General features: G+C 73.2%; 12 protein-coding genes. 5 read left to right on the top strand and 7 right to left on the bottom strand.

Annotated elements, in window-relative coordinates; all coding sequences use genetic code 11:
• Window positions 1–109 precede the first annotated feature (109 nt).
• From ACFV6I_RS29080 to ACFV6I_RS29055, 6 genes are all read right to left on the bottom strand, one after another.
• Window positions 110–967: an arylamine N-acetyltransferase gene (locus tag ACFV6I_RS29080; protein ID WP_380428481.1), complete on the bottom strand. Its 858-nt coding sequence runs from the start codon at window positions 965–967 to the stop codon at window positions 110–112.
• A 35-nt stretch (window positions 968–1,002) separates the two neighbouring features.
• On the bottom strand, window positions 1,003–2,958 hold the full coding sequence (locus ACFV6I_RS29075; RefSeq protein WP_380428480.1) for an anthranilate synthase family protein: 1,956 nt from the start codon (window positions 2,956–2,958) through the stop codon (window positions 1,003–1,005).
• The gene (locus ACFV6I_RS29070; RefSeq protein WP_063346539.1) at window positions 2,955–3,584 is read right to left on the bottom strand and encodes an isochorismatase family protein; all 630 of its coding nucleotides are present in this window, start codon (window positions 3,582–3,584) and stop codon (window positions 2,955–2,957) included. Before ACFV6I_RS29070 ends, ACFV6I_RS29075 begins: the two co-directional genes overlap by 4 nt.
• A gap of 42 nt (window positions 3,585–3,626) precedes the next feature.
• Complete coding sequence (locus ACFV6I_RS29065; RefSeq protein ID WP_063346540.1) at window positions 3,627–4,397, bottom strand: 2,3-dihydro-2,3-dihydroxybenzoate dehydrogenase; 771 nt, start codon at window positions 4,395–4,397, stop codon at window positions 3,627–3,629.
• 98 nt (window positions 4,398–4,495) lie between these two features.
• On the bottom strand, window positions 4,496–5,668 hold the full coding sequence (locus tag ACFV6I_RS29060; protein WP_363376889.1) for a 3-deoxy-7-phosphoheptulonate synthase: 1,173 nt from the start codon (window positions 5,666–5,668) through the stop codon (window positions 4,496–4,498).
• Window positions 5,669–6,163: 495 nt separating this feature from the next.
• Complete coding sequence (locus tag ACFV6I_RS29055) at window positions 6,164–6,913, bottom strand: 50S ribosomal protein L11 methyltransferase (RefSeq protein WP_380340452.1); 750 nt, start codon at window positions 6,911–6,913, stop codon at window positions 6,164–6,166.
• A 262-nt stretch (window positions 6,914–7,175) separates the two neighbouring features.
• Here ACFV6I_RS29055 and ACFV6I_RS29050 point away from each other — a divergent pair, with 262 nt between their 5' ends.
• A complete protein-coding gene (locus ACFV6I_RS29050; protein ID WP_380428477.1) occupies window positions 7,176–9,104 on the top strand; it encodes a helix-turn-helix domain-containing protein in 1,929 nt (642 codons plus the stop codon).
• A 28-nt stretch (window positions 9,105–9,132) separates the two neighbouring features.
• On the opposite strand, the gene ACFV6I_RS29045 is transcribed toward ACFV6I_RS29050, so the two are convergent.
• On the bottom strand, window positions 9,133–10,362 hold the full coding sequence (locus tag ACFV6I_RS29045; protein WP_380428475.1) for an IS701 family transposase: 1,230 nt from the start codon (window positions 10,360–10,362) through the stop codon (window positions 9,133–9,135).
• A gap of 273 nt (window positions 10,363–10,635) precedes the next feature.
• Here ACFV6I_RS29045 and ACFV6I_RS29040 point away from each other — a divergent pair, with 273 nt between their 5' ends.
• The 4 genes from ACFV6I_RS29040 to ACFV6I_RS29025 all read left to right on the top strand — a co-directional run.
• The gene (locus ACFV6I_RS29040; protein ID WP_380428473.1) at window positions 10,636–11,622 is read left to right on the top strand and encodes an NADPH:quinone reductase; all 987 of its coding nucleotides are present in this window, start codon (window positions 10,636–10,638) and stop codon (window positions 11,620–11,622) included.
• Between the two features lie 134 nt (window positions 11,623–11,756).
• Window positions 11,757–12,236, top strand: coding sequence for an RrF2 family transcriptional regulator (locus ACFV6I_RS29035; RefSeq protein WP_380428471.1), 480 nt, complete (start codon window positions 11,757–11,759; stop codon window positions 12,234–12,236).
• A 77-nt stretch (window positions 12,237–12,313) separates the two neighbouring features.
• A complete protein-coding gene (locus tag ACFV6I_RS29030) occupies window positions 12,314–13,534 on the top strand; it encodes an MFS transporter (protein ID WP_063346545.1) in 1,221 nt (406 codons plus the stop codon).
• A 258-nt stretch (window positions 13,535–13,792) separates the two neighbouring features.
• The coding region (locus ACFV6I_RS29025) for a thiamine pyrophosphate-binding protein (protein ID WP_380428469.1) at window positions 13,793–14,073 on the top strand (281 nt) is incomplete at its 3' end.

The raw sequence follows: 14,073 nt of genomic DNA, 5'->3' as shown, positions 1-14,073 counted from the left end.
CCCGTGGGCGCGCCCCCGGGCGGGGGAGGCGTGACACCCCCCGGGGGGCGCCCCGGGGGGTTTGGTGACCCCCGCGGGGCCCGACGTGTGTCAGGAGGGGCCGGCGGTGTCAGGAGGGGCCGATGGCCGGCAGGCTCCGCAGGACGGACCGCAGGTCCCCGGGCCCGAGCCGGACACCGAAGTCCTCCGCGAGGACGGCGGCGTACCGCTCGTCGGTGAGGTCCGCAGCCTCCGTCGTGCCGTCGGCGCGGCCGACGACCAGCCGCCGGCCGTCGAGGGAGAGCCGGCGCTGCGAGGTGATCCTGGACAGGTAGGCCCGGCCGGTGAACGGGGAGCGCTCATGGGTGGAGGTGTAGTGGTTCATCACCACGCAGTCGACCTGGTGCAGCGGCAGGCCCGTCTCGAACCGGTAGAGCGGCAACCACCCGTCGGGGCGAAGGAGTTCGAGCACCCAGCAGTCCGGCTCCGAGCCGACCCGGCGGAGCCGGTGAGTCCAGCCGTCGGGCTCGGCCAGGGCGCCGTCGGTCAGCGGCAGCGGCTCCAGCGGCCCCTTGTCGCCGAAGCCGACGTCGGCGAGGAAACGCGCCTGGCCGACCGTCACCAGCAGCACCAGGTGGGTGCGTGGCAGCGGTCGGCCGGCGTTCAGCAGGGCTCGGGCGGCGAGCCTGGTGACCTGGAAGCCCAGGCGTTCCAGCACTGCGGCGAAGAGCAGGTTCTGTTCGAAGCAGTAGCCGCCGCGGCCGCCGGCGACCAGCTTGGCCTGGACGCGGTCCAGGTCGAGCGGGACGCCGCGGCCGAGCGGGATGTCGAGGTTCTCGAACGGGAGGGCCAGCAGGTGGGCGCGGTGCAGCCGGCGCAGCGTCCCGGGTTCGGGGGGCAGCGGGCCGGGGACGACGGTGCGGGCCAGGTAGGCCCCGACGTCGAGCAGTTCCGCTCCCCATTCGCCGGTGGCTCGGTCATCGCCCATCCTGTCGGCCCCTCTCCCGTGCGGTCTCCCGGAGACTACCCGGCAAGGATCGCCCCGGCACGGAGGACCTCGGCGATCAGGCCGCCGACGATCCGGGGGCCGTCCTGGGTGAGCACCGACTCGGCATGGAACTGCATGGACGCGAAGTGCGGGCCGCGCAGGGCGTGCACCTCGCCGGTCTCCCGGTCGCGGGCGGCCTCGACGGTGCCGACGCCGTCCACGTCGACCGTGTCGTGCGGGCTGATGGCGGCGAAGGTGTTGTAGAAGCCCACCCGCTCGCGAGCACCGAACAGGTCGATCTCGCGTTGGACGCCCTGGTTGGGGACGTCCCGGCGGCGCAGCGGCAGGCCGAGCAGGGTGGACAGCACCTGGTGACTGAGACAGACCGCGACGAACGGGCGCCGCCGGGCGAGCAACTCGGCCACCGCGGAGCGCAGACCGGCGATCTTGGGATGGTCGGCCTGCCGCGGGTCGCCCGGCCCCGGGCCCATCACGACCAGGTCGAAGCCGTCGAAGGCGTACTGCTCGTCGAATCGACGGATCGTCACCTCAAGCCCCAGTGACGTGAGTTGGTGGCCGATCATGGCGGTGAAGGTGTCCTCGGCGTCGATCACGAGCACCCGACGCCCGGCGAATTCGGCGAGCCGCCGGCCGCGGTCCGCGTCCTCGGCCAGCCAGAAGTCCGAGATGCCGGTGTTGCGCCGCTCCAGCGCGGCCAGTACCCGCGGGTGGCCGGCGAAGGTGCGCGGGCCTCCGGCTTCCAGCGCGGCCAGCAGCCCGGCCGCCTTGGCCCTGGTCTCGGCGACCTCGGAGGCCGGGTCGGAGTGGCGCACCAGGGTGGCGCCGACTCCGATCCGGATCCGGCCGGCGGTGTCGATGTCGGCGGTGCGGATCAGGATCGCGGAGTCCATCGTGCGCCCGCCGTGCTCGTCCCGGCCGATCAGCGCGGCCACGCCGCTGTAGTAGCCGCGCCCGGCGGGCTCGTAACGGCGGATGACCCGGGCGGCGCTCTCCAGCGGGCTGCCGGTGACGGTCGGGGCGAACATCGTCTCGCGGAGGATCTCGCGCGGGTCGCGGTCGGTCCGGCCCTCGATGAGGTACTCGGTGTGCGCGAGCCGGGCCATCTCCTTGAGGTACGGGCCGACCACCCGGCCGCCGCCCTCGCAGATCCGGGCCATCATCTTGAGCTCCTCGTCGACCACCATGTAGAGCTCGTCGGCCTCCTTGCGGTCGGCGAGGAAGTCCATCACGCCGGCCAGGGTGGGGCCGGAGGCCGGGTAGCGGTAGGTGCCGCTGATCGGGTTCATCACGGCGACGCCGTCGGCCAGGCTGATGTGCCGCTCGGGGCTGGCGCCGACGAAGGTCCGCTCCCCGGTGTGCACGACGAAGATCCAGTAGGCGCCCGCCTCGCGCTCCGTCAGCCGGCGGAAGAAGGCCAGCGCGGCGTGCAGGGTGTAGTCGCTGATCTCGGCCAGGAAGGTGCGGCGGACGACGAAGTTGGCGCCGACGCCCTGCCCGATCTCCTCGGCGACCACCCGGCGGACGATGTCGGCGTACTCCTCGTCGCCGAGGTCGAAGCGGGCGCCGGTCAGCTCGGTGGGCCGGTCCGGGATCAGCGCCAGCGCTTCGTCGAGGTCGACGGTGGCGTGCTCGGTCACCGTCATGGCGAGCAGCGGGGCACCGTCGTCCTGGGCCTCGAAGCCGCGCTCGGCGATCTGCCGGTACGGGACCAGGACCAGGACCTCCGGGCCCGGGCGGCCGGGCTCGGGGCCCAGCGGGACACCGTCCAGCGTGTGCGCGGTGGCGACCTCGCCGAACAGGACGTCCAGCGTGCCCGGGCCGGTGGTCTCGGGCCGGTGCAGGAGGGCGAAGGCGGGCGGCCGCTCCGCGAGCACCCGGCGCAGCAGTTCCTCGGTCGTCCGGTCCGTCGTCCGGTCGCTCGTCCGGTCCGTCGTCGGCTCGCTTGCCCGGTCCGTCGTCCGGTCGGTCATGCGAAGGTCTCCTTGGCGGTGATCAGCATCGCGCAGCGCGCGGCGGCGTACTCCAGGGCGAGCCGGTGGTGGGCGGCGGAGAAGTCCGCGACGGCGTCGGCGACCAGGAACGGCCGGATGTCGTTGGTGAAGGCGTCGACGGCCGTCATCAGTACGCCCACGTGGGCGTACACGCCGCACAGGATCAGCTGGTCGCGGCCCTCCTCGCGCATCCGCTGGAGCAGGTCGGAGCGGAAGAAGGCGCTGTAGCGCCACTTGGTGAGCAGCCAGTCGCCGGGGGCCGGGGCGAGCGACTCGACGACCTCGCGGTCGACCGGGTCCATCCGCATCCCGGGGCCCCAGAAGTCCAGCAGCAGCCCGCGCTGTTCGGTGGTCATGCCGCCCGGCTGGGCGGTGTAGGCGACCGGCACGCCGAGCTCGGCGGCCTGGCGGCGCAGCAGGGCGGCGTTGTGCAGCAGCTCCCGGCCGGGTGCCTCGTCCGCCGGGAAGGGGCGCAGGAAGTAGCGCTGCATGTCGTGCACGAGCAGCACCGCGCGGTCCGGGCGGACGGTCCACGACACGGTGTTGTCGGGCAGCTCGCCCGCGGTCGGCATCGGATAGGGCTCGATGGTCGGAATGCCTGCCATGCGGTGGACTCTCCTGGGGGAGTGGTGAGTTGGGCGAGCCGGTCAGGCGCCGAGGCCGGCGCCGCCGTCGACGGTGAGGTCGTGCAGGGTGATGTGGCCGGCCGCGTCGGAGAGCAGGAAGAGCACGGCGGCGGCGATGTCGGCGGGGCTGGCCAGCTTGTTGAGCGGGATGCCGACCCGGAAGGCGTCCGCGCGACCGTGCAGGGTGCCCTGCGGGCCGGACTCGTCGTGCCACATCGAGGTGAGCATCGGGGTGTCGGTGGATCCGGGGGCGACGAGGTTGCAGCGGATGCCGTACCTGGCGACCTCCAGGCCGAGGCTCTTGGTGAACATCGTCGCGGCGGCCTTGGAGGCGGCGTAGGCGGCCATCTCGGTGCGCGGGGTGCGGGCGGCGTTGGAGGCGACGGTGACGATGGCGCCGCGCCCGCGCGGGATCATCCGGTCGACCACCGCGCGGGACACGTGGAAGACGCCGTTGACGTTGACCGCGAAGGTGGCCGTCCAGTCCTCGACGGAGAAGTCCCGGACCTCGCCGAGGCGCAGCACCCCGGCGGCGTTGACCAGTTGGTCCACCGGCCCGAGTTCGCGCTCCACCTGGTCGACGAGCAGGTCGACGGCGCGGTGGTCGCTGACGTCCACCGGGTAGGCCTCGACCCGCAGGCCCTCCTCGGCGAGGGCGGCCACGGTCTTGCGCAGGCCCTCCTCGTCGCGGTCCGCCGCGGCCACCGCGGTGCCCTGTTCGGCCAGGGCGCGGACCACGGCCGCGCCGATGCCGCCTGCTGCCCCGGTGACCAGGGCGATCGTGTTCGTCACTGCCGGACCTCCCTCGGGGCCGGCGCGCGGCCGGCCCGTTGCTCTCTCGGTTGCTCTCTCGGTGTGGTGGTGCGTGGCGCCGTTCCGGGCGCGGCGGTTCAGCCCTCCCAGGCGGAGACCACGGTGATGGCCTGGCCGGGGTTGAGCCGGGGATCGCAGAAGCTGGTGTACTTGTCGCCGACGTGCGCCATCCCGGAGGCGTCGTGGGCGCACTCGGTGACGTCGTCGGGTGTGGTCTCCAGGTGCAGGCCGCCGGCCACGCCGCCCTCGGAGCGGACGGCGTACTGGAAGTGCTGGATCTCCCGGACGACGGTCTCCACGAAGCGGGTCTTCAGCCCACCGGGCGTGGTGACGGTGTTGCCGTGCATCGGGTCGGTGAGCCAGATGACCGGGTGGCCGGCCTCCCGGACGGCCCTGACCAGCGCGGGCAGCCGGTCGGCGACGACCTCGGCGCCCATCCGGGCGATCAGGGTCAGCCGTCCGGGCTCGCGGCGCGGGTCGAGCCGCGCGCACAGCTCCAGCAGTTCCTCGGGCGCCATGCCGGGGCCCACCTTGCACGCGACCGGGTTGGCCACGGACGCGAGCATCGCGACGTGGGCGCCGGCCACGTCGCGGGTCCGCTCGCCGATCCACGGCCAGTGCGTGGACGTCAGGAGGCTTTCGGTGTAACTGATCTGACGGATCATCGGAACTTCGTAGTCGAGCAGCAGCGCCTCGTGGCTGGTCCACACCGGCGGGCTGAGCGGCGAGCGGCGGTCCGGATCCGGCCAGCCGAGGTGGGTCATCGCCTCGGCCGCCGCCCAGTAGCAGTCGAGCAGCCGCCGCGGGTCGGGGCGGCGCAGCTCCGGGTCGGGTTCGGGGCTGTTGACCAGGTGGCCGCGGAAGACCGGGATCTCCAGGCCGCCGACGAACTCGGTCGGTTTGGAGCGGGGCTTGGCGAACTGGCCGGCCATCCGGCCGACCCGGACCACCGGCCGGTGGGTGGCCATCGTGACGATGCCGGCCAGGACGTCCAGCAGCCCGGTCTTGCGGGCGACGTCGCCCGCGGTGCACTCCGCCGGGTCCTCGGCGCAGTCGCCGATCTGTACGACCTGGGCCCGCCCGGCCGCGACCTCGGCGAGCACGGAGCGCAGCCGCCGGACGTCGGCCGGGCCGACCAGCGGCGGCAGACCGGCCAGCCGGTCCTTGATGTCGGGAAGGTGCTCGTGGTCGGCCCAGTCGGGCTGATGGAGTGCGGGCCGGGACAGGAGCGCGGACAGGGCGGTGACCATGGGTGTCTCCCAGGGCGAAGGTGCGCCGGCTCGGCGGCGCGCACGGAAGGGCGTCGTGGCGAGGCTGTGGATGGCACGGGTCGGGGAGGACCGGCGGGCCCGCGGCCCGGGTCCCGGTCCGGCAGCGGTCCGCCGGCCGCCGAACGGCTGAGGCTCTTCCAGATCTTGTGGCGTGCCGCCAGGTGTCGCCAACGCCCGCCCCCGCACTTCGTCAGGTGGCGGATACTCCATCAGGTGGCGGCACACTCCGTCAGATCTCGCCCGGGGACGACGAAGAACGGTGACGGCAGACCCTCGAAGAGGTCCGCCCGAGGTGGCGGACCGGCGAGATCCGGCCATGGAACGGCTCGGGCGCGCGACCCGCCCGGACGCCGTACGGCACGGCCGGACCCTGGTGGCCCAGGCCTACCCCGGGGGTGGGCGGACCACCGTGCGCCGGCGCCTCGTGGCACATGCCGAAGTCGGCGTGGCAGGTCGGGTCGCCGGACCCGGACGTCAGAAGCCGGTACCGGGTGCCGTCTCGCGGGCGGCCCGGCCACGCGCCACGGCCACCTCGATCAACATGTGCTCGACCTCCTGCTCACCCTCCGGGAAGACGCCGCCGCGCACCACCCGCAGGGTGCGCCCGCATTCCTCGGCGATCCGGCGCAGCACCGTCAGGTCGCCGCGCTCGCTGAAGTGCAGCAGCACCGAGCCGCCCGGAGCCAGCCGGCCCGGAGCCTCGACGAGGAAGCGGCGGTGGGCGGCGTAGCCCGGGTCGACGTAGCCGCGCTCGTGCATCGTCCGGTAGCGGTAGTCCTCCGGCGCGAGCACGTAGTTGGAGTGCCAGAAGACGGTGTCGAAGCGCTCCTCGGGCGCGAGCGCGGCGAACAGGTCGCTGTGCACGCTGTGGACGCGGTCGGCGACGCCGTGCCGGTGGGCGTTCATCTCGGTGTTGCGGACGGCGGCCTCGTTGATGTCGCCGGCCACCACCCGGGCATGCCCGGCCAGTGCCGCGGCCACCGCGATGACGCCGGTGCCGCAGCCGATCTCCAGCAGCGAGCCGGAGCGCCCGGCGGCCCGCGGGTCGTCCAGGCCGAGCAGGCGCATGGAGATCTCGGTGGTGGGCGAGTAGACCGGGGCGAAAATCCCTGGCAGCAGGTCCCATTCACGGCCGCAGAGCCGGAAGGTCGCGGGCCGGTGCGCGTGCTCCAGCGCGGCCCTGCTTCGTTCCAGCGAACGGCGGTAGTCCTGTAGCGCGTTCATGCCGTCCGCCTGTGCTCCCACCGCGCCAGCTGGGCGTTGTCGCCCGGACCACCTCCCTGGTGGCCACCGCTTCATCCTCCTCAACCGGCACGGGCGGCGGGAAGGTGACCCGGCAACACATCGGGGACCACTCGGCGGTGCCCTCTCCACCGTCCACACCGTGGAATCATCCGAGCCCCACCCAAAGTGACATGATAAACACGTTGTAGCACCTGGCATGTGCCAGGCAAAACGGCTGGTATGTACGGGTGGGGGATAAGAGATGGCCCAACAGGGGGTCCGGAAGCGGCCTGACGCGCTGACCGTACTGACCTTGCTGGTGGCGGAGGCACCACCGGCGCGCATCGAGTCACTGCTCGCCGAAGCCGCCTGTGGCGGCGCCCCCGAGGCCGAGACGGCCGCACTCGAGCGGGCCGTCCGGCTCGGACTGGACATCTGCGCCCAGCGCCGCGGGCGCCAGCAACGCGAAGCGGGCCTGTCCGCGCTGCTCGACACCGCCCGGGACCTCCTCGTCCCCGACACCCTCGACGGGGTGCTCAAGGCCGTCACCCGGCGCTCGCGTCTGCTCCTCGGCGCGGACATGGCGTACGTCAGCTTCCCCGGACCGGAGGACGGCCTGTCCTACATCCGGGCGTCGGACGGCCACACCTCCACCCTCAACGTCGGCCTCCAGCTGACCGGCGGCTCCGGACTCGGCCACGCCGCCGTCGCCAACCTCGCGCCGGTCTGGACCCCGGACTACCTCGACGACAACCGGATCCAGCACAGCACCGACATCGACGAGGTGGTCCGGACCGAGGGGCTGCGCGCGATCATGGCCGTCCCGCTGAGCTACGGCCCGCACCCCTTCGGCGCGCTCTACGTCGCCGACCGCAATGTGCGGCACTACACCCCGGAGGAGATCTCCACCGCGAACCTGCTCGGCGAGCTCGCCGGCCTGGCCGTCCAGCGCACCCTCGTCCTCGACGACGCCAAGGCCACCGTGCAGACCCTGCGCGAGGAGCACGGACGCACCACCGAGTCGCTGCGGGAGCTCAGCGAGCACCGGCGCATCCATCACGAGCTGATCGAACGGGCGCTGACCGACTGCGAACTGCACGGCCTCGCCGAAGCCGTGAGCCGGAACCTGGGTGGCGCGCTGCGGATCCACGCCGCGGACGGCACCGTCCTGACCACCACCGGCCGGATGCCCGAGACCGGACCCGCCGCCGCGGAGGTGCACGCCGCCAAACGCCCGGTCCACACCGCGGACGGCCTCTGGGCGGCCCCGGTCACCGCCGGAGGCGAGATACTCGGCACCCTGGTGTTCCGCCCCGAGGACCTCCCCGCGGCCGGCATCGACGAACTGCTGCACCTGGCCGCCCAGGCGGTGGCGGTGCAGCTGCTGCGCACCGGCGACACCACCGTCGTGCAGGGCCGCGCCCACGGCGAGCTGCTGGAGGACCTGCTCACCAGCGCCCAGCGCCCGCCGCAGCAGTTGGAGGAGCGCGCCCGCCGGCTCGGCATCAACCTGGCCACGCCGCACGTGGTGGTGGTCGTCCGCCCCGAGGCCCGAGCGGTCGGCCGGGCCTGCGCCCTGGCCACGGGCCTGGCCCAGCGACTGAACGGGCTGCGGGTCGGGCACGGCGGCAACGCCGTGCTGCTGCTGCCCGGCACCGACGCCGGCGCGACGGCCCGGGCCGTCCTGAACGAACTCGCCCCGCTGCTCAGCGAACCGGTCACGGTGGCGGCGGCCGGGCCGGTCGCGGACGCCGCCTCGGTCTTCCACTGCCACCAGGAGGCGCTGCGCTGCCTGGAGGCGATGATCGCCCTCGACACCACCGGCCGCTCGGCCTCCCCCCGCGAGCTGGGCTTCCTCGGTGTCCTGCTCGCCGACAACCGGGACGTCCGCTCCTTCGTCGACTCGGTCATCGGTCCGGTGCTCGAGTACGACCGGCAGCGGTTCACCGACCTCGGCCGCACCCTGGACGCCTACTTCGAGACCGGAGCCAGCCCCACCCGGGCCGCCCAGAAGCTGCACGTCCACCCGAACACCGTCGCCCGCCGCCTGGAACGCATCGCGGAACTGCTCGGCCCCGACTGGCAGGACCCCGGCCAAGCCCTCGAAGTCCAGCTCGCCCTACGGCTCTCGCGCGTCCGCGACCTCCTCATCAAGGACGGCCCGTCGGCGGGAGTCGGCCAAGGAACCTAGGGCGCGGGCGCGAGTTCGACGACGGACCCTAGCTCACCCGGCGGAGCGAGCGGCCGCCGGTGTGGGAGAGGGCCACGACCGCGTGTGCGGCCGAGGCGAGGGTGACATGGCGGTGCCAGCCGTTGAAGGAGCGGCCGGTGTAGTCGCGGATACCGGTGCGGTCCGCGATCTCGTCGAAGTCCCGCTCGACCCGGCCGATCCGCAGGCTCAGCCGGAACAGCTGGGCCGGCGTGGCGTCCGGGATGTCGGCCAGCCACAGCTCCTGCGGCCAGCGCCGGCCGGAGCTGCCCGCGCCGAGCAGCAGCAGGTCGCGGTCCGGGCCGTCCGGCCTGCGGTTCACTCCCAGGGGGCGGGCCGCCCCGGTCACCGTCCGCACCCGGACGGCACCGACCAGCGCGGTGCACAGCCCGGCGTCCTGGCCGTGGTCGGTCCAGGTCACCATCCGCCTGCGGTCCCGGCACGCCCCGATGATCCGGTGGGCCGGCATCGCCTCCACGCCGTGCCCGGCCCCCTCGGCCGGGCGGAGCGGCAGCGTGCTGTTGATCCGCACGAGGAACGGCACCCCCGCCGCGCGCAGCCGCCGCAGCGCCTTCATCCCGTCCAGCTCCCGGACGTCCATCACGACCGGCAGCGTGGGCAGCCGCCAGTCCGAGGTCAGCTCCAGCACTGCCTCGACCGAGCAGTCGCCCAGCGTCCGGGTGTCCACACTCGCCGGGATGGACGCCTGGCTGCGCCGCGGCACGTCGTCCAGCCACGCCCGGGACAGGTGCAGCCGCCAGTTCACCGGCATGCTCACCTCCTCGGACGCCGCCCAGACGCCCACCGCCTGCTGCGCGTTGAGCACCTGGCCGAGCGAGGAGATGAACCTGCGATCCACGCCCACCGAGTGCTCCCCGGCCTTCGGGATGACCGTCTGCTGCACCACCCAGGCCTGCGGCGGCGCGACGGACGTCACGTAGTGCGCCAGCGCGGCGCGCACCGGGTCCCACTCCCAGGTGGAGCTGCTGATGAAGTGGTGCAGGTTCTGCTCCGTGGCCTGCCCGCCGATCAGCCGCGCGATGTTGCGCACCGACTTGCGGCCCTCCGCGCCCAGCAGTCCGCGCAGGTACTCCACGCCCTTGCGGCGCTGGTCCGCCCGGGGCAGCGACGCGAACAGCGCCGGGCACAGCTCCGAGAGGACGATGTCGTGGGAACTGCCGACGCCCGGCTTGCGCCCGGGCGTTCGCGTGTCCCTGATGTGCAGGGCGAAGTCGCTCATCGAGATCCCCAACCTCTACATGGCAGACGCATCTTCAGATGGGTCGACGGTATGCAGAGGGCTCGGGCCGGGCCCAGGTGCACCGGACACACGGCTGCACGCGCGGCCTATGGCCGGACCACCGGACGGAGCCCGCGAGCAGGCGCGATCGCCCCCGGAGCCGCCCGGCGGGGTGTGCCGGGGCCATCAGGGGCGGGCCGACCGCGCGCGAGTTGACGAACAAACGACTTCCGTGCGGCACCCCGGCGCCGACCGGTGGAAGACTCTCCGAGCATGCGAGCAGCCTTCATCGAGGCCCTCGGGCCGCCCGAGAACATCCGCTACGGCGAACTTCCCTCCCTCCGTCCTGGGCCGACCGACATCCTGGTCGACGTCACGGCCACCACCGTCAACCCGGTGGACACCTTCGTCCGCTCCGGCCTCTTCCGCACCCCGGTCGAGTTCCCGTTCGTGATCGGCCGCGACCTGGTCGGCACCGTGGCCGCGGCCGGGCCGGCCGCCCCCGGCTTCGCCGTCGGCGACCGGGTGTGGACCAACAGCCTCGGCCACGGCGGGCGCCAGGGCGCCGCCTCCGAGCAGGTCGTCGTCCCCGCCGACCGCCTCTACCACCTCCCTGAGGGCGTCCTCCCCGAGGAGGCCGTCGCCGTCGTCCATCCGGCCGCGACCGCCTACCTCGGCCTGTTCACGCACGGCCGCCTGCGGGCCGGTGAGACCGTCCTGGTGGCTGGCGCGGCCGGGAACGTCGGCTCTGCCCTGGTCACCCTCGCCGTCGACGCCGGGGCCCGGGTCGTCGCCACCGCCTCCGCCCGCGACCTGGAACAGTGCCTCGCCCTGGGTGCGGCCGAGGCCCTGGACTACCGCGATCCGGACCTCGCCGAACGGCTCGCCCAGGCCTGCCCCGGCGGCGTCGACCTCCACCTCGACACGTCCGGGGAGAACGACCTGGCCACCGCCGTCGACCTGCTCGCCCAGCGCGGACGGATCGTCCTGCTGGCCGGCGCCCGCTCGCGGCCGATCCTCCCGGTCGGGCCGCTCTACATGAAGGACTGCTCGATCGCCGGCTTCGTGATCTCGCATGCGACCAGCACCGAACTGGCCGAGGCCGCCGTCGCCATCAACCGCCTGCTCGCGGCCGGACGGCTGCGCCCCCTGGCGGTCGAGACCCTTCCGCTGAGCGCCGCCGCCGAGGTCCACGGCCGAATGGAACGCGGCGAGCTGCACGGCAGAAGGGTGGTCCTCAGGCCCGATTCGCAGGCCTGACCGGACGCCTGCCAACCGTTGTACCGGAGGTCCGGCAGGGCCGCAACGCCCTCGTCGGGCCGCGACTTGACATATTCCGGGCCTCCGGCACGTCCGGCCTGCGACACAGAACCTGGACGTGTATTGTCCTGGTTATGCGAATGGGTGAAGGAGTCGAGTGGGGCCTGCACTGCTGCCTCACCCTGGCATGGCTCGACAGTGACCAACCGGTTCCGACAGCACGGCTGGCGGCCTGGTTCGACCTGCCGCCGGCCTACCTGACCAAGCGCCTACAGGCGCTGGTCCGGGCCGGCATCCTGAGCTCGACACCGGGCTCCAAGGGCGGCTTCCGGCTGGGCCGACAGCCGGAGAAGATCACCCTGATGGACGTGGTCACCGCCATCGAGGGCCCCGACGACGTGTTCCGCTGCACCGAGATCCGCCAGCGTGCGGACGGCGGTGGCGCCATCGCACGGGAGTTCCGACAGCCGTGCGGGATCGCCACCGCGATGCGCAAGGCCGAACTGGCCTGGCGCCGCGAACTCGCCGGGCTGAGGGTGGCCGACCTCTTGGCCGCCGCGCCGGGCGGGGCCGCCGACCGCACCCGACGCCACTACGCCCGCATGACCGGCTGACCGCACGCCCGACGGTCCGGCCGCCTCACCGCGCGGCGACACCACAGCACGCGCACCGACCCGCAAGGAGAATCTGGATGTCCAGTGTCTCGATTCCGGCCGACCGGAAAGCTCCGGCCGAACCCGGCTCACCACCCCAGGGCGGCCTGTCCTCCACCCTCGTCCTCGCCTTAGGCACATTCGCCGTCGGCACGGACGCCTTCGTCGTGGCCGGCTTCCTCCCCTCCATGGCCAAGGACCTGCACGTCTCCTCGGCCACGGCCGGTCAGTCGATCACCGTCTTCGCCGCCGCCTACGCCGTCCTCTCCCCCATCCTGGCCACCCTCCTCGCCCGGCTTCCCCGCCGAACCCTGCTGATCACCGCACTGTTCACGCTCGGCATCGCCAACCTCGGCTCGGCACTGGCCCCCAACATGGCCGTGCTGATCATCAGCCGCATCATCGCCGCCGCCGGCGCCGCCGCCTACACCCCCAACGCCGGAGCCGTCAGCGCCTCCCTCGTCCGCCCCGAACTGCGGGCCCGCGCCCTCGCCGTGGTCATCGGCGGCCTCACCATCGCCACCGCACTCGGCGTGCCGCTCGGCAACGCCGCCAGCCACTGGCTGGGCTGGCGCACCGCCCTCGGTCTCGTCGCCGGACTCTGCCTGCTCGTCGCCGTGATACTGCGCCTGATCATGCCGTGGCTCCCCGGCAACGTCCGGGTGCCGCTACGCACCCGCCTCGCCGTCCTGCGCCGGCCGGCCGTCCTCGCCGTCCTGCCGCTCACCATCCTCGGCATGGGCGCCAGCTACACCGCGTACGCCTACAGCGTGCCCATGCTGGAAGCCGTCAAGGTGCCCGAGAGTTCCATCCTGTGGATGCTCTTCCTGTACGGCCTCGGCGCCGTCATCGGCAACCTCGCTGCGGGCTACACCACCGACCGCTGGGGCTCCACCAAGGTCCTGATCATCGGCTACACCGCCATGGTCGTCGCCCTCGGGGCCCTCGCCTGGCTCGCCGCCTCCGACTCCGACCTCAAGCCCGTCGTCGGCCTGCTGGTCCTCCTCTGGGGCGCCAGCAGTTGGTGCCAGACACCCCCGCAGCAGCACCGCCTGATCGAGGTCGCCCCCCAGGAGGCCCCGCTGGTGGTCTCCCTCAACTCCTCCTCCATCTACCTCGGCATCGGCCTCGGCACCATCATCGGCGGCTCCACCCTCGGCGCCGGCGCCGCGACCGTGTACGGCCTGGGCGCGGCCATCGCCGCCATCGCCCTGATCTTCCTGCTCTTCACCCGCCACTCGCCCACGAACAAAGGCTGAGGCGCGAGACACCTCCTGCGGGCCGGTCAACTCCCTTCCGGCCACCGCTTCCTGACGGTGCGGCGTCGCACCGAGCGCTGAAACACCCCTCAGCACGCGACGACCGACGACCGGCGCGGAGACAGACCCTGCTGCCCCGGTTTCCCCGACACGTCCCTGGCCGCCCAACGGCGCCGCGCACCGCAGCGGCCCCGGCCACGGACACCACCCCGCACTCCCCGCGGGACCACCACGTCGACGAAACCGAGAGATTGCCAGATGACCCAGTTGAGCGAGTCCCCCGTGACCACCCACAGCGCCGAGACCACCGAATCGACCCCCGCGCCGGTCACCCCCGACGCACGGACCACGCCCGCGGAGTCCGGGACGACCGGCGCCCAGGCATTGATCCGTGCACTCGAAGAGGTCGGAGTGGACACCGTCTTCGGCATCCCGGGCGGGGCTATCCTTCCCGCGTACGACCCGCTGATGGACTCGGCCAAGGTGCGCCACATCCTGGTCCGCCACGAGCAGGGCGCCGGCCACGCCGCCACCGGATA

This window comes from Kitasatospora sp. NPDC059803, from assembly GCF_042732255.1.
In the GTDB taxonomy this organism is placed as follows: domain Bacteria; phylum Actinomycetota; class Actinomycetes; order Streptomycetales; family Streptomycetaceae; genus Kitasatospora.
Note: the sequence above shows the minus strand (reverse complement) of the source record. Positions and strands in the feature narration are given on the sequence as shown.